The organism is Variovorax sp. J31P179 (assembly GCF_030316985.1).
Taxonomy (GTDB): Bacteria; Pseudomonadota; Gammaproteobacteria; order Burkholderiales; family Burkholderiaceae_C; genus Variovorax; species Variovorax ginsengisoli_B.
In genome coordinates, this window is the sequence record NZ_JASZYL010000012.1 from 14,584 (window position 1) to 31,712 (window position 17,129).

General features: G+C 68.8%; 20 protein-coding genes. 6 read left to right on the forward strand and 14 right to left on the reverse strand.

What is annotated here, in order from left to right; all coding sequences use genetic code 11:
• Position 1: 1 nt before the first annotated feature.
• The 7 genes from QTI17_RS26210 to flgB are packed head-to-tail and all read right to left on the reverse strand — an operon-like array spanning position 2 to position 5,114.
• Entirely contained in the window at positions 2 to 685 is a 684-nt protein-coding gene (locus QTI17_RS26210; RefSeq protein WP_286536617.1) for a flagellar basal body L-ring protein FlgH, read from the reverse strand.
• Complete coding sequence (gene flgG, locus QTI17_RS26215) at positions 682 to 1,464, reverse strand: flagellar basal-body rod protein FlgG (protein ID WP_286505120.1); 783 nt, start codon at positions 1,462 to 1,464, stop codon at positions 682 to 684. The genes QTI17_RS26210 and flgG overlap by 4 nt, the downstream gene beginning before the upstream one ends.
• 28 nt (positions 1,465 to 1,492) lie before the next feature.
• The gene (locus QTI17_RS26220) at positions 1,493 to 2,236 is read right to left on the reverse strand and encodes a flagellar basal body rod protein FlgF (protein WP_286536618.1); all 744 of its coding nucleotides are present in this window, start codon (positions 2,234 to 2,236) and stop codon (positions 1,493 to 1,495) included.
• Between the two features lie 46 nt (positions 2,237 to 2,282).
• Positions 2,283 to 3,509, reverse strand: coding sequence for a flagellar hook protein FlgE (gene flgE / locus QTI17_RS26225; protein ID WP_286536619.1), 1,227 nt, complete (start codon positions 3,507 to 3,509; stop codon positions 2,283 to 2,285).
• 49 nt (positions 3,510 to 3,558) lie between these two features.
• On the reverse strand, positions 3,559 to 4,245 hold the full coding sequence (locus tag QTI17_RS26230; RefSeq protein WP_286526947.1) for a flagellar hook assembly protein FlgD: 687 nt from the start codon (positions 4,243 to 4,245) through the stop codon (positions 3,559 to 3,561).
• A 20-nt stretch (positions 4,246 to 4,265) separates the two neighbouring features.
• Positions 4,266 to 4,661 (reverse strand): flagellar basal body rod protein FlgC, encoded by a 396-nt coding sequence (flgC, locus tag QTI17_RS26235; RefSeq protein ID WP_286536751.1) that lies wholly within the window; start codon positions 4,659 to 4,661, stop codon positions 4,266 to 4,268.
• A gap of 45 nt (positions 4,662 to 4,706) precedes the next feature.
• Complete coding sequence (gene flgB / locus QTI17_RS26240; RefSeq protein ID WP_286526945.1) at positions 4,707 to 5,114, reverse strand: flagellar basal body rod protein FlgB; 408 nt, start codon at positions 5,112 to 5,114, stop codon at positions 4,707 to 4,709.
• Between the two features lie 212 nt (positions 5,115 to 5,326).
• Here flgB and flgA point away from each other — a divergent pair, with 212 nt between their 5' ends.
• From flgA to QTI17_RS26255, 3 genes are all read left to right on the forward strand, one after another.
• Complete coding sequence (flgA, locus tag QTI17_RS26245) at positions 5,327 to 6,028, forward strand: flagellar basal body P-ring formation chaperone FlgA (protein ID WP_286536620.1); 702 nt, start codon at positions 5,327 to 5,329, stop codon at positions 6,026 to 6,028.
• A gap of 123 nt (positions 6,029 to 6,151) precedes the next feature.
• On the forward strand, positions 6,152 to 6,445 hold the full coding sequence (gene flgM, locus QTI17_RS26250) for a flagellar biosynthesis anti-sigma factor FlgM (RefSeq protein WP_286526943.1): 294 nt from the start codon (positions 6,152 to 6,154) through the stop codon (positions 6,443 to 6,445).
• Positions 6,442 to 6,894 (forward strand): flagella synthesis protein FlgN, encoded by a 453-nt coding sequence (locus QTI17_RS26255; RefSeq protein ID WP_286526942.1) that lies wholly within the window; start codon positions 6,442 to 6,444, stop codon positions 6,892 to 6,894. The genes flgM and QTI17_RS26255 overlap by 4 nt, the downstream gene beginning before the upstream one ends.
• A gap of 31 nt (positions 6,895 to 6,925) precedes the next feature.
• Here QTI17_RS26255 and QTI17_RS26260 read toward each other — a convergent pair whose 3' ends face one another.
• Together QTI17_RS26260 and QTI17_RS26265 are read right to left on the reverse strand one after the other, a co-directional pair.
• Positions 6,926 to 8,059, reverse strand: a complete 1,134-nt coding sequence (locus QTI17_RS26260; protein ID WP_286536621.1) for a zinc-binding dehydrogenase — start codon at positions 8,057 to 8,059, stop codon at positions 6,926 to 6,928.
• A 56-nt stretch (positions 8,060 to 8,115) separates the two neighbouring features.
• The gene (locus QTI17_RS26265) at positions 8,116 to 9,429 is read right to left on the reverse strand and encodes a hemolysin family protein (RefSeq protein ID WP_286536622.1); all 1,314 of its coding nucleotides are present in this window, start codon (positions 9,427 to 9,429) and stop codon (positions 8,116 to 8,118) included.
• A gap of 23 nt (positions 9,430 to 9,452) precedes the next feature.
• Here QTI17_RS26265 and QTI17_RS26270 point away from each other — a divergent pair, with 23 nt between their 5' ends.
• On the forward strand, positions 9,453 to 10,295 hold the full coding sequence (locus tag QTI17_RS26270) for a symmetrical bis(5'-nucleosyl)-tetraphosphatase (protein ID WP_286536623.1): 843 nt from the start codon (positions 9,453 to 9,455) through the stop codon (positions 10,293 to 10,295).
• Positions 10,296 to 10,318: 23 nt separating this feature from the next.
• Here QTI17_RS26270 and QTI17_RS26275 read toward each other — a convergent pair whose 3' ends face one another.
• The 5 genes from QTI17_RS26275 to guaD all read right to left on the reverse strand — a co-directional run bounded on the left by QTI17_RS26275 (position 10,319) and on the right by guaD (position 15,159).
• Positions 10,319 to 11,788, reverse strand: a complete 1,470-nt coding sequence (locus tag QTI17_RS26275; RefSeq protein ID WP_286526938.1) for a DEAD/DEAH box helicase — start codon at positions 11,786 to 11,788, stop codon at positions 10,319 to 10,321.
• 99 nt (positions 11,789 to 11,887) lie between these two features.
• Positions 11,888 to 12,760: a KPN_02809 family neutral zinc metallopeptidase gene (gene ypfJ / locus QTI17_RS26280; RefSeq protein ID WP_286536624.1), complete on the reverse strand. Its 873-nt coding sequence runs from the start codon at positions 12,758 to 12,760 to the stop codon at positions 11,888 to 11,890.
• 50 nt (positions 12,761 to 12,810) lie between these two features.
• Positions 12,811 to 13,050 (reverse strand): hypothetical protein, encoded by a 240-nt coding sequence (locus tag QTI17_RS26285; protein ID WP_286536625.1) that lies wholly within the window; start codon positions 13,048 to 13,050, stop codon positions 12,811 to 12,813.
• 213 nt (positions 13,051 to 13,263) lie between these two features.
• Positions 13,264 to 13,830, reverse strand: a complete 567-nt coding sequence (gene dcd / locus QTI17_RS26290) for a dCTP deaminase (protein WP_286371529.1) — start codon at positions 13,828 to 13,830, stop codon at positions 13,264 to 13,266.
• A 45-nt stretch (positions 13,831 to 13,875) separates the two neighbouring features.
• Positions 13,876 to 15,159 (reverse strand): guanine deaminase, encoded by a 1,284-nt coding sequence (guaD, locus tag QTI17_RS26295; protein ID WP_286536626.1) that lies wholly within the window; start codon positions 15,157 to 15,159, stop codon positions 13,876 to 13,878.
• A 133-nt stretch (positions 15,160 to 15,292) separates the two neighbouring features.
• Here guaD and QTI17_RS26300 point away from each other — a divergent pair, with 133 nt between their 5' ends.
• Positions 15,293 to 16,438, forward strand: a complete 1,146-nt coding sequence (locus QTI17_RS26300) for a glycosyltransferase family 4 protein (protein WP_286536627.1) — start codon at positions 15,293 to 15,295, stop codon at positions 16,436 to 16,438.
• A complete protein-coding gene (locus QTI17_RS26305; RefSeq protein ID WP_286536628.1) occupies positions 16,435 to 17,097 on the forward strand; it encodes an acyltransferase in 663 nt (220 codons plus the stop codon). The genes QTI17_RS26300 and QTI17_RS26305 overlap by 4 nt, the downstream gene beginning before the upstream one ends.
• The last annotated feature ends 32 nt before the right edge of the window (positions 17,098 to 17,129 follow it).

The following is a 17,129-nucleotide window of genomic DNA, read 5'->3' on the forward strand; positions in this document are numbered from 1 at the left end:
GCTAGAACGGCATCACGTTCAGGAAGATTCGCTGCATCCAGCCCATCTGCTGGGCCTCGTCGATGTAGCCCTTGGCCGTGTACTCGATGCGCGCATCGGCCACCTGGGTCGAGAGCACGGTGTTGTTGCCGGTCACCGTGCGCGGGTTCACCACGCCCGAGAAGCGAATGAACTCGGTGCCCTGGTTGATGCCCATCTGCTTCTCGCCGCTGACCAGCAGGTTGCCGTTGCCGAGCACGTCCACCACCGTGACCGTGATCACGCCGCTGAAGGTGTTGGCGGCGTTGGCGCCGCCCTTGGCGGTGAGCGCGTTCTTGCCCGAGAGCTTGGCGTCCTGGTCGTTGAGAAGGCCGCCGAGGAACTTCGGAATGGTCGCGAAGGCGGCCGAGGCGCTGCCGTCGCGGCTCGCGTTGGCGCCGGAGTTCTTGCTGGCGTTGACCTTCTCGCTGATGACGATGGTCAGGATGTCGCCGACGTTGCGCGGGCGACGGTCCTCGAACAGCGCGACGCCGCGCGCGCTGTCCTGCCAGATCGCGCCGGTGGGCACGCGCGGCTGCACCGGGATCATCGCATCGGCGCGCGCCGTCATCGGCTGGTGCACCAGCGGCTCGCGCGGCACCAGCGCACAGCCCGTGGTCAGCGCGATGCCGAGCCCCGCCAGAAGAAGACGCGTGAACGCGATCACAGCTGGGCCAGCCTTTGCAGCATCTGGTCGGAGCTCTGGATCGCCTTGCTGTTGATCTCGTAGGCGCGCTGCGTCGCGATCATGTTGACCAGCTCCTCGACCACGTTGACGTTCGAGGCCTCGGTGTAGCCCTGGCTCAGGATGCCGGCGCCGTCGAGGCCCGGGTTCAGCAGGTTCGGCGCGCCGGACGAGTCGGTCTCGGTGTAGAGGTTCTCGCCCTTGCTCTCGAGGCCGGCCGGATTCAGGAAGGTGGCCAGTTGCAGCTGGCCGACCTGCACCGTGGCCGTGCTGCCGGCCTGGGTCACCGAGACGATGCCATCGCGGCCGACCGTCATGCTGGTGGCGTTCTGCGGGATCGTGATCGGCGGCTGGATCGTGAAGCCGCTGGCGGTCACCAGCTGGCCGTCGCGGTCGGTCTGGAACGAACCGTCGCGGGTATAGGAGGTGGTGCCGTCGGGCATCAGCACCTGGAAGAAGCCCGAGCCGTTGATCGCGACATCCTTCGGGTTGTCGGTCTTGGTCATGTTGCCCTGGGCATGGATGCGTTCGGTCGCGACCACGTGCACGCCGGTGCCGACCTGCAGGCCCGAAGGCAGGCGGGTCTGGTCGGAGGTCTGGCCGCCGACCTGGCGCAGGTTCTGGTACATCAGGTCCTCGAACACGGCGCGGCTGCGCTTGAAGCCGGTGGTACCGACGTTGGCCAGGTTGTTGGACACGACGTCGAGCTGCGTCTGCTGGGCTTCGAGGCCGGTCTTGGCCACGTAGAGGGAACGAATCATTGAATTACTCCTGCGAAGGGTTTGCGGCTCAGCCGTAGGCCAGCAGCTTGTTGGCCGACTGGGCGTTGGTGTCGGCGGTCTGGATCGACTTCATCTGCATCTCGAAGCTGCGGCCGTTGGCGATCATGGCCACCATGGCCTCGACCGGATTGACGTTGCTCCCCTCGACCATGCCGGCGGCGACCACCACGTTGGCATCGGCCTCGGGCGGGCGCACGCCGTCGCGCATGCGGAACAGGCCGTCGTCTCCGCGCACCAGGTCGCGGCTGTCCGGATTGACCAGCTTCAGCTTGCCGACGTTGGCCACGCCGACGTTGGCGTCGCCCGCGCCGCGCGCGGCGATCGTTCCATCGGAGGCGATCGTCACGATCGAGCCGGGCGGGATCACCAGTGCGCCGCCGTCGCCGACCACCGGCCGCGCGCCCATCGTCGTCACCTGGCCATCGGGACCGACCTGCAGGTTGCCGACGCGGGTGTAGGCCTCGCCGCCGCCGGGCGCCTGGACCACCAGCCAGCCCTCGCCGCGCACCGCGACGTCGAGGTCGCGGCCGGTCTCGGTCAGGGGCCCGTGCGAGAAGTCGGCGCCGGGCGTCGTCGCGGTGACGAAAGCCCGCGTCGGCGCCTCCTCGCCCACCACCGGCACCGCGCGGAAGGTGTTGATCTGCGCCCGGAAACCCGGGGTCGAGACGTTCGCCATGTTGTTGGCGACCGAGGCCTGCTGCTCCATGGCCTGCTTGGCGCCGCTCATCGCGACATACAACATTCGATCCACTGTGTGCTCCTGGTATTGAGAGGCTGCGTCTGCTCGGAACCCCGCGTCAGCGGATGTTCATCAGCGTCTGCATGACCTGGTCCTGCGTCTTCACGGTCTGTGCGTTGGCCTGGTAGTTGCGCTGCGCGACGATCAGGTTGACCAGCTCGGCGGTCAGGTCGACGTTGGAGGACTCCAGCGCACCCGCGGCCAGCGAGCCCTGCTTGGTGCCTTCGCCCGGCGTGCTGGTGAGGGCCGCGCCCGAGGCCTGGGTCTCGGCGTACATGTTGTCGCCCTTGGGCTCGAGGCCGTTCGGGTTCGCAAAGGAGGAAAGCACCACCTGGCCCAGGAGCTTGGACTGCTCGTTGGAGAACTTGCCGGTGATCGTGCCGTCCGGATTGACCGAGAAGGACGTCAGCACGCCGGAGGTGTAGCCGTCCTGGCTCAGCTTGCTCATGCCGTTGGCGGTGCCGAACTGCGTGGTGCCCGAGAGGTCTAGCTTGATGTTGACCGGCGACGATCCGTTCGCGAAGTTCATGGCCGGCAGGGTGATCGCGCCGCTCGCGGGCGCCGTGAGGTTGCCGTTGGTGTCGAAGGTCATGCCGGGCGCGGCACCGGAGATCGGGGCGCCGGCGTTGAGCGCCACGCCGTCGGCCGTGGCGTAGACGTCCCATGCGTTGGCAGCGTTCTTCACGAAGTAGACCGACAGGTCGTGCGCGTTGCCGAGCGAGTCGTAGACCGGGCCGACGGCGTTGGAGTAGTTGAAGGTGGCCGAATCGGTCGGGTTGAACGGCGTCTTGGTCGGCACCGTGCTGCGGGCGTCGAGGTTGAACTCGGCGTCGACGCCGGTGGTCGCATTCGGCGTCATGGCCTGCGTGGGGATCTGGATCGCCGCCGGCGTGCCGCCGTTGATGCCGCCGCTGGCATTGACGCCGTAGCCGGTCAGGCGCAGCCCGTTGGCGTTGACGATGTAGCCGTCCTTGTCCTTGGTGAACTGGCCGTTGCGGGTGTACATGATCTCGCCGCTGGTGCTGGCCATGCGGAAGAAGCCGTCGCCGCTCAGGATCGCGACGTCCAGCGGACGGCTGCTGCTCTGGGTCACGCCCTGCGTGAAGTTCTGCACCACGCCCGACACCGAGGCGCCGAGCCCGATCCGCGAACCGGCATAGATGTCCTGAAAAGTCGCGGCCGCGGACTTGAAGCCGATGGTGCCGGAGTTGGCGATGTTGTTGCCGATCACATCGAGGTTCGCGGCGGCCACGCCGAGCCCGCTGACGCCCTGGGAAAAGCTCATGATGAATCCTTGTTTCGAAGCAATGAAGAAAAGAGAAGCACGCTGCGCCTCAGAGGAACATGCGCACGTCGGACAGCGCGATGCTCTGGCCCGACGCCAGTTCGAGCGTGACGCCGGTCGCACCCTGCTTGACCGCCGCGACCTGCGCGAAGGTCAGTGCCGTGGCTTCCACGGCCGTGCCGCCGTTGCTGGCGGCCACGGTGAACTTGTAGCTGCCCGCGGGCACCACGTTTCCGGCGTCGTCCTTGCCGTCCCAGGTGACGGCGTTGACGCCTTCGGTCATGCCGCCGGCCTCGATCGTGCGCACGGTCTTGCCCGAGGCGTCGACGATCTTGATCTCGACATCGGCGGCCGTTCCCGGCAGCTGGACCGCGAACGCCTGGACGGCCGGGTCCTTGCCCTCTTCCGCCGCCTTGGTCGCGAGCGTGTTGCCCGGCGACAGCACGTTGTAGCCAATCAGCGAGGCCGCCTGCAGCACCTGGTTGGAGCCGGTCTGGCTCACCAGGCCCGACAGCGTGCTGTTGAGCTTCTCGATGCCGCTCACCGTGCTCATCTGCGCCAGCTGCGAGGTCAGCTCGGCGTTCTCCATCGGATTGAGCGGGTCCTGGTTGTTGAGCTGCGTCACCAGCAGCTTCAGGAAGCGCTGCTCGCTGTCGGAATTGGAGACGCTGGCGGTGCTGGCCGCTGCGCTGGCCGCGTTGGCGCCGGAGATCGAGGAGGTGTCGGTGATGGCCATGGAATCTTTCTGCTGTGTTGTTACTGGCCGATGGTCAGTGTCTTGACCATCAGCGTCTTGGCGGTGTTGAGGACCTCGACATTGGCCTGGTAGCTGCGCGAGGCCGAGATCATGTTGGTCATCTCCTCGACCACGTTGACGTTCGGCATCGCGACATAGCCGTCGGCGTTGGCATGCGGGTTCTTGGGGTCGAAGAGCATCTTGGCGGGCGAGGTGTCCTCGATCACGCCGGCGACCTTGACGCCGCCGATGTCCTGCCCGCCCGAGCCCGCGACCTCGAACACCACCTGCTTGGCGCGGTAAGGCTGGCCGTCGGGGCCGGCCACGCTCTCGGCATTGGCGAGGTTGCTGGCGGTCACGTTCATGCGCTGCGATTGCGCGGCCATGGCGGAACCCGCCACGTTGAAGATGTTCATGGAAGCGCTGGGAAGCGGCATTTCGTTCTTTCTTCTGGCTGCCGCTTACTGCTGCACAGCCGACAGCAGCGACTTGATCTTGGCGTTGATCACCGTCAGGTTCGACTCGTAGCGCAGCGCGTTGTCGGCGAAGTTGATGCGCTCGGCATCCATCTCGACCGTGTTGCCGTCGATGCTCGACTGGCTGGGCACGCGGTAGAGCAGGTCCTGGTCGGGCATCGATTTCGACTCGCCGGCCAGGTGGCGCGACGAGGTCGTGGCGAGCGCGAAGGACTGCGACTGCCGGCCCTGCTCCACCGCCTGCGTCAGCCGGCTGGCGAAGTCGAAGTCACGCGCCTTGTAGTTCGGCGTGTCGGCGTGGGCGATATTGGCCGCCAGCACTTCCTGGCGCTGGGCCCGGAGATTGAGGGCTTCGCGGTTGAAGGCGAGCGCCGCATCGAGCTTGTCGATCATGGGGTTCCATCGGTTGACGTCGCGTCCGCACAAGACGGGATGGCGACAGATGGAAAGCGAGTCTATGCATGCATCGCGTTCGCAATGGGCTGAACAAAGGGGGTTTTCGCCAGCACTTCGCGACTTCGCGGTGTGGGCTCGATTCCTAGAATCTCCTGGCGCCGGTGTCCGTCCCCCTTCTGTCTTCCACCCGCGCTTGCCGAGGCTTCCCCATGCAACACCGCTTCTGCAGCACCCGCTTGCTGCGCATCGCAATCCCCGCCCTGGTGGCCATGGCGGGCGCCAACGGCGCCGCGGCGCAGCAGCTGCCGGAAGCGGCCCGGGCCGCGATCGAAGGCCTGCTGCAGAGGCAGTCCAACGGACTGCCCGGCAAGCCCAGCTTCAGCACCAAGGCCACCGCCGCACTGCCGCCCTGCGACGACTACGAGGCTTTCCTGCCCAATGGAGCGACGCCCCGCGGCCGGATCTCCATCGGCCTGCGCTGCCGCGGTGACAAGCCCTGGACCCGCTTCGTGCCGGTCCAGGTGGCCATCGAGGGCCGCTACTACGTCGCGGCGCGCGCGATCGAGGCCGGCCAGACCCTGGGCGAGGCCGACGTCACCGAGCGCAGCGGCGACCTCGGCGACCTGCCGCGCTCGGTGGTCACGGAGGCTTCGGCGCTGCAGGGCGTGGTGGCCACCAACCGGATCGCCGCCGGCGCGCCGCTGCGCAAGGAGTCGATGCGCGGCGTGGTCGCGATCCAGCAGGGCCAGACCGTGCAACTGGTGGCCCAGGGCCCCGGATTCACGATCAGCACCGAGGGCAAGGCCCTGACCCGGGCCGAGGTCGGCGCCACCGTCCAGGCCAAGACCCGCGACGGCCGCCTGCTGACCGGCGTTGCGACCGAGGACGGCCAGATCCGGCTCGCCCAATAGGGCCACCGGGCTGCCGCCCCCCATGGTTTTCCATCTGCGCGCCCGCTCGCGAATTGTGCAAACTCCGACCTAAAGTTCTGGCTGCGTCCGCCGATATACGGGTCAGCCCTTTGAGGAACCATCTTGAAAATCGATCCATCCGGCCTCCCGGCCACGCCCCAGAGCCGCCCGACCAAGGCGCAAGCCGCCGCCGCGAGCGGCGTCGATGGCGCTGCGGCGCCCGCCACGGACGGTGCCCAGCCCATGGGCCAGGTCCGCACCCTGCCCGGCACGCCCGGCGGCGACTTCGACGCCGCCCGGGTCGCGGCGATCCGCGAGGACATCCGCGCCGGCCGCTATCAAATCCACCCCGACCGCATCGCCGACGGCCTGCTGGCCAGCGTGCGCGACCTGCTCGATCCGGAAGCCAAGCCATGAACACGATGCTGCTCTACCTGCATGCCGAGAAGACCTGCGTCGAGGAATTCCTCGCCGTGCTGGACCAGGAAGAACAAGCCATGGCCAACGCCCGCTTCAGCGAGCTGACGGCGATCACCGACGAGAAGATCGCCCTGCTGGACCGGATGGCCACGCTGGACCGCCAGCGCGAAACCGCGCAGGTCGCACTGGGCTTCGAACCCGGCCCCGCCGGCGCCGAAGCCGCAGCGGCGGCCGCCGGCGAAGCCACGCGCCAGGCCTGGACCGCCCTGCTGGCACTGGCCGAGGACGCCAAGGCGCGCAACATGCGCAATGGCTCGATGGTCCACACGCACCTCGACTTCACCCAGCGCGCGCTGCATTTCCTGCAATCGAGCGTGCAGTTGTTCTACGGCCCCGATGGGGTGCGCAAGACCGCCGGCGGCGGCAACCGCCTCGCCCTCGGCTGAAGCCTTCTCGGCGCCCTCCGCGGGCGCCGATTCACTTGTTGGGGTTGAGCAGGGCCTTCTCGCCGGTCGCGTGGCGCGAATAGACGGCGATCTGCGCCAGGTCCAGCGCCTCGACCAGCGAGAGTTCCGCCGTGTAGTGGCTGGCGAAGGTGGTCTTGAGCTCGGCCGCCACCCGCGCCTTGAGCTTCGCGGCGCCCTCGGGCCCGATCTTCTGCAGGAACGGGAACAGCAGCCAGCCCCCCATGCCCCAGCTCATGCCGAAACCGCGCGTGAACTCGGTCGGGCCACGGTCGAGGCCGCCGTAGATGTAGACCTGCTTGTGGGTGCTGGAGCCGTAGCGGCTGTATTCGGTGGCGGTCTTGTTCAGTGCCGCTTCCATGCAGGTCAGGATTTGCCCGGCCAGCTTGCCGCCGCCGATGGCGTCGAAGGCCAGGGTGGCGCCGGTGGCGACCAGCGCATCGGTCAGGTCCTGCATGAAGGTCGGCGAAGTGGCGTTGCAGACGTACTTCGCGCCGAGGCCGCGCAGGATGTCTTCCTGCTCCTTCTTTCGCACGATGTTGACGAGCGGGATGCCGTCCTGCAGGCAGATCCGGTTCAGCATCTGCCCCAGGTTGGACGCGGCGGCGGTGTGGACCAGGGCCTTGTGGCCCTCCCGCCGCATGGTCTCGACCATGCCGAGCGCGGTCAGCGGGTTGACGAAGGCGGACGCGCCCTCGGCCGGCGTCTGGCCGTCGGCCAGCGGCATGCACTGGGCGGCGGCGATCGTGCGGTACTGCGTGTACATCGCGCCGCCGAGGGCCGCCACGGTCTTGCCCAGCAGGGCCTGGGCCTCGGGCGAGGCACCCGCGGCGACGACCACGCCGGCGCCTTCGTTGCCGACCTGCATCGACTGGTCCAGGCGACCGGCCATGCTCTTCAGCGCGGCTTCGGGGATGTCGGCGGTGACGACCGGCCGGGACGCCGTGCCCGACGCCTTGGCGGTGCGCAGGTCGGCGGCCCCGAACAGCAGGCCGAGGTCCGACGGGTTCATCGGCGCGGCCTCGACGCGGACGATCACTTCGTGGGCGGCCGGCTGGGCGATCGCCTCCTCGGCCAGCGACAGGGTGAGTTGGCCGTCGCGGCTGACGAGCGAGCGGATCTGCAGGGTGGTGGCGGGCAGTGTCATGGGGGTCTCCGGGCTGGGCGGCCAGTATAGGAGCCGCGGCCGGCCGGCGCCCAGGTTCAGGGCGCCAGGTCGGCGGCGCCGGCGTCCGGATAGGCCAGCACGCGATCGATCCGCTTGCCCTCGAGCGCCGCCACCTCGAAGCACCAGCCGGCGCAGTCGATGCGCTCGCCCACCTCGGGCAGCTGGCCCGAGACGAACATCAGCAGCCCGGCGACCGTGTTGTAGCGCCCGCGATCCTCCTCGGGCAGCTCGCGGATGCCCAGGCGGGCGCGCAGCTCCGACACCGGCATCAGGCCGTCGAGTTCCCAGACACCGTCGGGCCGCTCGCGGGCCCAGGCTTCGTCATGGGTGGCGACCTGCAGTTCGCCGGTGATCGCCTCCAGCAGGTCGCGCGGCGTCATCAACCCCTGCACCACGCCGTATTCGTCGACCACGAACACCAGCCGGCCGGCGTGCGAGCGGAACTGTTCGAGCAGTTCCATGCCGGTCAGCGTCTCGGGCACGAACACGGCGGGCTGGGCCGCCTGCTCGATCGATCCCTCGTGGTCCGGGCCGAGCCGCAGCAGGTGGGCCACGCTGATCACGCCGACCACGTCGTCGAGCGAGTTGCGGCACACCGGATACCAGGAATGGACCAGGTTCAGCGCCCCGGCGGCCGACACCTCCTGCAGGCTCCGGGCGACGCTCCAGGAGGCATCCAGCCATTCGATGTCGGCCCGCGGGATCATCAGCGAGGCCAGCCGCCGGTCGTCGAGGTGGAACACGTTGCGCACCATCTGGTGCTCGTGCATCTCGATCACGCCGGCGTCGACGCCCTCCTCGAGGCTGGCGGAGATCTCTTCCTCGGTGACCACCCGGGCGGCGTTCGAGTCGATGCGAAGCAGCTTCAGCGTGGCGGCGGTGGCGCCCGACAGCAACAGCACGAAGGGCTTGGCGCCGGTGGCCAGTCCGCGCATCGGCCGGGCCACGAAGCGCGCCACCGGCTCGGGGTAGAGCTGGCCGATGCGCTTGGGCACCAGTTCGCCGAAGATGATCGTGAAGAAGGTGATGCAGGTCACGACCACCGCGGTCGACGCGACGCTGGCCGTGCCGGCGCCCAGGCCCCAGGCCTGCATCTGCCCCGACAGCGGCTCCGCGAAGGCCGCCTCGCCCACGATGCCGCTCAGCATGCCGATCGAGGTGATGCCGATCTGCACGCTGGACAGGAACTGCGTCGGATCCTCCATCAGCTTGAGCGCCGCAGCGGCGCCCGCATCGCCGGTCTCGGCCAGTGCCGCGAGGCGGGCGCGGCGGCTGGTGGACAGGGCCATTTCGGACATTGCGAACAACGCGTTGAGCGTGGTCAGCAAGGCCAGGAGAAAAACATCCATGAAGGCGGGTGAGAATGGGGATCATGGCACTTTACTTGATCGGTGACGTGCAGGGCTGCGACGATCCCCTGCGGCGCCTGCTGGACGACATCGCCTTCTCCCCCAGCCGCGACACGCTGGTCATGCTCGGTGACCTGGTCAATCGCGGACCGGCATCGCTCGCGGTGCTGCGGCGGGTGCAGGGCTACGGCGCTGCCGCGCAAAGCCTGCTGGGCAACCACGACCTGCACCTGCTGGGGGTGGCCCACGGTGCGCGCAAGGCGGGCCGCAAGGACACGCTGCGGGAGGTGCTCGATGCGCCCGATCGCAGCGCGCTGCTCGACTGGCTGCGCCACCAGCCGATGGCGCTGCACCGGCGCCTCGGCGGCGGCGACCTGCTGATGGTGCATGCCGGCGTGCTGCCGCAATGGAGCGTCGCCGACACGCTGGCGGCGGCGGGCGAGCTCGAATCGGTGCTGCGCGGGCCGTCGCTGGCCGATTTCCTGCAGACCATGTACGGCAATGCGCCGGCCCAATGGAACGACGCCCTCTCGGGCAGCGCCCGGCTGCGGGTGATCGTCAACGCGCTGACGCGGCTGCGCTTCTGCAGCGCCGAAGGCGTGATGGAGTTCGACAGCAAGGACGGCGCGGCGGCGCCGCCGGCGGGCTTCATGCCCTGGTTCGACGTGCCCGGCCGCGCCACTGCGGTCGCGACGGTGGCTTTCGGCCACTGGTCGACCTTGGGCTGGAAGTCACGGCCCGACCTGCTGTCGACCGACACCGGCTGCGTCTGGGGCGGCTGCCTCAGCGCGGTGCGCATCGGGCCCACGCTGCAGGACCGCGAATTGATCCAGGTCGATTGCCCGCAGGCCCAGAAACCCGGCTGAGCCGCCGCCGGGCATCCGCAGGATCAGCTGGGTTCGGCGGCCTTGAAAAGCGCCGGCACCTTGCGCTTGGTCTTGATGTTGGCCGAGATGCCGCGCGACGGCGCGGCCTTGGCGGCGGCCTCCCAGGCCGGCGCGCCCTCGCGCTCGACCGGTGCCTCGTAGGGCTGCTCGAAGAAAGGATCGCGCGGCGCCGACGGCGCGCGGTGCGGTCGGGTGCTGCGCACCGGGCGGCCTTCGGCGCGCTCGCGCGGCCGGTCGAGGGTGTCGAGCACGTCGCGGGCATCGCCCGCCTCGCCCTCTTCGCGCCAATGGCGGCGGCCGTCGTTGATGCGGCCGCGCGGGCGGTCTTCTTCAAATTCGACCGGCTCGAGCTCGATCTTCTTCTTGATCAGCTTCTCGATGTCGGCCACCAGGCGGACGTCGTTGCCGCCGCTGGCGAAGCTCACGGCCAGGCCCGAGGCACCGGCGCGGCCGGTGCGGCCGATGCGGTGCACGTAGTCCTCGGCGTTGAACGGGATGTCGAAGTTGAACACCGCCGGCACGTCCTTGATGTCCAGGCCGCGGGCGGCGACGTCGGTCGCCACCAGCAGGTCGACCTCGCCGGCCTTGAAGGCGGCCAGCGCCTTCAGGCGCTCGTCCTGGCTCTTGTCGCCGTGCAGCGCGGTGGTCTTGAGGCCTTCGCGCTCGAGCGAACGGGCCAGCCGGGCGCAGCCCAGCTTGCTGTTGACGAAGACGAAGGCCTGCGTGAGGCCACGCTGGCGGATGATCTGCTTGAGCGCGCGGCGCTTGTCGTCGTCGCTGACGCTATAGAAGCGCTGCTCGACGGTGGAGGCGGTCTCGTTGGGCCGCGCCACTTCGATCGTGACCGGATTCTGCAGGTAGCTGCCGGCCAGCCGCTTGATCTCGGGCGAGAAGGTGGCCGAGAACAGCAGCGTGGTGCGCTGCTTGGGCAGGTACGACAGGATCCGCTGCAGGTCGGGCAGGAAGCCGATGTCGAGCATCCGGTCGGCTTCGTCGAGCACCACGTACTCGACCTGGTTCAGCACCGCGTTCTTGGCCTCGATGTGGTCCAGCAGCCGGCCCGGCGTGGCGACCAGCACCTCGACCCCCTTCTTGAGCTCGAGCGTCTGGGGCTTCATGTCGATGCCGCCGAAAACCACCGCGCTGCGCAGGTTGGTGTACTTGGCATAGAGCGCGACCTGCTGCGCCACCTGGTCGGCCAGTTCGCGCGTGGGCAGCAGCACCAGCGCCCGCACCGGATGGCGCGCCGGCGAGGTCGAGCTGTTCTCGTGCTTGAGCATCCGCTGCAGCAACGGGAGCGAAAAGGCCGCCGTCTTGCCGGTGCCGGTCTGCGCCGCGCCCATCACGTCCTGACCCGACAGAACCACCGGAATGGCCTGTTCCTGGATCGGCGTCATGGTCTCGTAGCCCATTTCGGCGACGGCACGCGCGAGGGGTTCGGCCAGGGAAAGATTGGAGAAGGAGCTTGTCATTAAGCCTTCTATTGTCGCACTTTGGTGAAAAACGGCAGTGACAGCGCGGTGACCGGCCGTTTCAGGGCCCGAAACAGGCCCCCAAACAGGCCCCGATAACTAGAGCGATTTGGCCGCGAAAGTGTCGCAATCCTGCATGTTCCCCGACTTGAAACCGGCGCCGAACCAGCGCTGCCGCTGGGCGCTGGTGCCGTGGGTGAAGCTGTCGGGCACGATGGCGCGGCCGGCCGAGCGCTGCAGGGCGTCATCGCCGATCTTCTGGGCCGCGTTCATGGCCGCCTCGATGTCGCCCGGGTCCAGCCACTGCTTGGACTGCTGCGAATGGTGGGCCCAGACGCCCGCCAGGCAGTCGGCCTGGAGCTCGACCCGCACGCTCAGGGCGTTGGCCTGCGCCGGGCTGACCCGGCCGCGCATCTGGTCGACCTTGGCCGTGATGCCGAGCTCGTCCTGCACGTGGTGGCCGATCTCGTGCGCGATCACGTAGGCCTGCGCGAAAACGCCAGGCGCGCCGAGCTGGTTCTTGAGGGTGTCGAAGAAGCCCAGGTCGATGTAGACCTTCTGGTCGCCGGGGCAGTAGAAGGGCCCCATCGCCGACTGGCCGGTGCCGCAGGCGGTAGGCGTGGCGCCGCGGAACAGCACCAGCCGCGAGGGCGTGTAGCTGCCGCCGTTCTGGCGGAAGATGTCGCTCCAGACGACCTCGGTGTTCTTGAGCACGGTCGAGACGAAGGCGGCCTCGCGGTCATCGGGCGGCGGCTTGTGGGCCGGACCCTGCTGCTGCACCTGGGGCGCCGGCTCGCCGCCGCTCAGCAGGCCCAGCACGGTCAGGGGGTTGATGCCGAAGACCCAGCCGGCGATCAGCGCCACCGCCACCGTGCCGATGCCGATGCTGCGGCCGCCGATGGGAAACCCGCCGCCGCCGCCGTCGCGTCGATCCTCGACGTTGTCCGATTGTTCGTTGCCTTCCCACCGCATGACTCGCTCCTCTGCCGTCTCCGGGACGGCCGTCGCAGGATGTTACGCGCTCAGCGAGCCGCCGCGTAACCGACCTTCATCACCTCGCGGGATGGTTTCTGCCGGGTGGGCGCGGCCGGCGCGACCGCGGCCGCCGCGGCTGAGGCGGCGTAGTGGGCTTCCGCCTTTCGCACCTGCGACTGCGTGACCACGGCCATGGCGACCACCTGGACCAGCGCAACCGCGGCCAGGGTCGCGATCAGCAGCAGGCGGTAGGGATGGGTCTCGCGAAGGCGCTGGAAAATCGGCATGTACTCGTTCCTCGTGGCCCCGCGGACGCCGCGTGGGATGGAAGCAGAGAATGCCGGGGCGGGGCCTGCGGCACAGGCGCCGCAGCGCCCGAGACGCTGTAGGACCGCGCCGGAAGCAGACTATTCAGTGGAAGACTATTCAGTGAAGGACTATTCAGTGGAGGACAGAGCAAAAAACTGCTGCGCAGTTTTCTTGGTCTGTCCCGCCAGGTCTCACGCCTTCGGCAGCGTCACGCCGCGCTGGCCCTGGTACTTGCCGCCGCGGTCCTTGTAGCTGACTTCGCAGACCTCGTCGCTCTCGAAGAACAGCACCTGGGCGCAGCCTTCGCCGGCGTAGATCTTGGCCGGCAGGGGGGTGGTGTTGCTGAACTCCAGCGTCACGTAGCCTTCCCATTCGGGCTCGAAAGGCGTGACGTTGACGATGATCCCGCAGCGCGCATAGGTGCTCTTGCCCAGGCAGATGGTCAGCACGTTGCGCGGAATTCGGAAGTATTCGACCGTGCGCGCCAGCGCGAAGCTGTTGGGCGGGATGATGCAGCTGTCGCCGTGGAAGTCGACGAAGCTCTTCTCGTCGAAGTTCTTCGGGTCGACCACGGTGCTGTGGATGTTGGTGAAGACCTTGAACTCGGGCGCGCAGCGGATGTCGTAGCCATAGCTCGAGGTGCCGTAGCTGATGATCTTGTGGCCGTCCTGCTCGCGGATCTGGCCCGGCTCGAAGGGCTCGATCATGCCGTTCTTCTCGGCCATGCGCCGGATCCACTTGTCGCTCTTGATGCTCATGTCGGGGTCCTTCCTGGGGCCGCTATTCTAGGCAGCCCGGACGCGCTACCCGGCTTGCGAGATGACGGTGCGCTCGATCAGGCGGTCGTCGCCAAGCACGATCAGGGAAAACAGCAACTCTTCGAGATTGTTCGCCAGCGCCGTCTTGCGCGCCAGCAAGGGGGTGGCCTTGGGGTCGATCACCAGGAAGTCAGCCTCGCACCCGGGCTGCAGGTTGCCGATGACACCATCGAGACCGAGCGCCCGTGCCGCGCCGCCCGTATGGCGCCACCACAGCTGCGACGGCGCGATGCTCACGCCGGGCTTGGTCTGTCCCTCGCGGCCCACGTAGTAGGCCGCCAGCATGGTCGCGAAGGGGCTGAAGCTGGTGCCGCCGCCTACATCGCTCGCCAGGCCGTAGCGATAGCCGATGCGGTCGGCGCCCTCGAAGTCGAAGAAACCGCTGCCGAGGAACAGGTTGCTGGTCGGGCTGACGGCCGAGGCGGTGCCGGTGTCGCGCATCAGGCGGCGGTCGTCGTCGTCGAAATGGATGCAGTGGGCGTACACGGCGCGTTCGCGCATCAGGCCGAAGCCGGCGTAGACGTCCAGGTAGGAGCGGGCCTGCGGGAACAGTTCGCGCGCCCACTTGACCTCGTCCTTGTTCTCGGCCACGTGCGAATGGACCCAGGTGTCGGGGTACTTCGCCGCCAGTTCGCCGGCGCCGCGCAGCTGCGCATCGGTGCTGGTGGGGGCGAAGCGCGGCGTGATGGCGTAGCCCAGGCGGCCCTGGTTGTGCCAGCGGCGGATCAGCGCCTCGGTGTCGACCAGGCTCTGCTCGGTCCGGTCACGCACGCCATCGGGCGAATGGCGGTCCTGCAGCACCTTGCCGGTGATCATGCGCAGCTGCCGCCGCTCGGCGGCCTCGAAGAAGGCCTGCACCGACTGCGGGTGCGAGGTCGCGAAGGTCAGGGAGGTGGTGACGCCGTTGCGCAGCAGTTCGTCGAAGAAGACCTCGGCCACCTCGGCCGAGTGGGCCGGGTCGGCGAAGCGGCTTTCAGCCGGGAAGGTGTAGTTCTCCAGCCAGGGCAGCAGGCCGTCGGCCGGCGCCCCGATGATGTCGGTCTGCGGAAAGTGGATGTGCATGTCGACGAAGCCCGGCGCCAGGATGCGTCCCGGCCAGTGGGTGACCGCGACGCCAGGGTGGCGCGCCGCCACCTCGGCATGGGCGCCGGCGTCCTGCACCCGCTGCCGGCCCTGGGCATCGGGGCCGACCACCAGCAGGCCGTCGGTGTCGAACAGCGGTCGGCCGGCGGCGTCGAATCGCAGGAGGGAGGCTCGGTAGGCGTGCATGGCTGCGAGGGTAAGGCAGACGCGGCGGTACGCAATGTGCATGCGCATATGAAGGCTATATGTCACGAACGGCGCGCCGGCCCGCCGGGCGCCGGCCCGGCCGCCATGCACGGTCGAACATAATCCGGCACCCATGAAAGTGCTTCTCGTCGCAAACTACGAACCCGATGGCCAGAACAGCATGCTCGCCTTCCGGCGCGTGCTGGAACGCGAGTTGCCCCGGCTGGGCTGCGAGGTGCGGGTGGCAGCCCCGTCGCAACGGGTGCTGCGCTTCGCGCCCTCCGAGCGCTGGCGCAAGTGGTTCGCCTACGTCGACAAGTTCGTGCTGTTCATCCCCTCGCTGGTGCGGCAGGCGCGCTGGGCCGACGTGGTGCACGTCACCGACCATTCGAACGGCATGTACGTCCCCTGGGTCGAGAGCCGGCCCACTGTCATTGCCTGCCACGACGTGATCGCGATCCAGGCGGCGCGCGGCATGGTCGCGGGCTGGGACGTGGGCCGCAGCGGCCGGCTGTTCCAGCGCCTGATCGCGCGCGGGCTGGCGCGCGCCGACGTGATCGCCTGCGCCTCGGACCTGACCCGGCGCGACCTGCTGTCCCTCGACGTGGCGCAGCCGTCGAAGGTGGCGCTGGCGCGGCACGGCCTGAACGACGAATTCGCGCCGCTGCCGCCGGCCGAGGCACAGGCCCTGCTGGCGGGGCTGGGCCTGCGGCCGCAGGAGCCCTACCTGCTCCACGTCGGCCTCGACCTGCCGCGAAAGAACCGCCGGCGGGTGCTGGAGACCTTCATCGCACTGCACGAGCGGGCCGCCGCCGCCTCCCGGCCGGCCCTGGTGCAGCGGCTGGTGTTCGTCGGCCCGGAGCTCGGTCCCGAACTGGCGCAGTTGGCGCAACGGCACGGCGTCGCCGACCGGATCACCACGCTGCAGGGTCTGTCGCACGCCGAGATCCGCGCCGCCTATGCGGGCGCCACCGCCCTGCTCTTCCCCTCGTTGCAGGAAGGCTTCGGCTGGCCCGTGATCGAGGCGCAGGCCTGCGGCTGCCCGGTGTTCACGTCCGACCTTGCGCCGATGAACGAAATCGGCGGCGAGGGCGCGGTGTACGTCGACCCCGACGACCCGGTGGCCATGGCCGAGGCCATCGAGCAGGCGACGCCGCGCCTCGCCGAGTTGCGCCAGAAGGGGCTCGCCAACGCCGCCCTCTACACGCCGGGCCAGATGGCCGCCGCCAATGTGGCGGTCTACCGGATGGCGATCGAGAAGCACGAGGCGAAGCGATGAAGCGGCTGGCGGCGCTGGCGGTTGTCTTCCTGCCCTGGTCGCTCAAGCGCTGGTTGCTGCGCCGCTTCTGGGGCTACCAAATCGCGGATGGTGCGCGGATCGGGCTGTCCTATGTCTTTCCGGGCCACCTGGTGATGGCGCAAGGTGCCCGCATCGGCCACCTGAACGTCGCGATCCACCTGGAGCGGATGGAATGCGGCGCCCATTCGATCATCGAGCGCTCCAACTGGATCACCGGCCATCGGCACGGTGGCGGGCACTTCGGCCACCGTGCCGGACGCGACTCGGCGCTGGTGCTCGGCGCGCACGCCGCGATCACCAAGCAGCACATCATCGACTGCACCGACAAGGTCGAGATCGGCGCCTTCACGACCCTCGCCGGCTACCACTCGCAGATCATCACCCACGGCATCGACGTGGTGGACGGCCGCCAGGACTGCAAGCCGATCCGGATCGGCGCCTACTGCCTGGTCGGCACGCGCGTGATCGTGCTCGGCGGCGCCGCGTTGCCCGATCGCTCGGTACTGGCCGCGGGCTCGGTGCTCAACAAGGCGCACGGCGAGGAATTCGCGGTCTATGCGGGCCAGCCCGCGGTGCGGGTCAAGGGCATCGCCCCCGAGGCCGCGTACTTTCACCGGCCCCGGGGCTTCGTGGACTGAAGGCGCGGAGGCGCTTGGCCGGCCGCGAAACG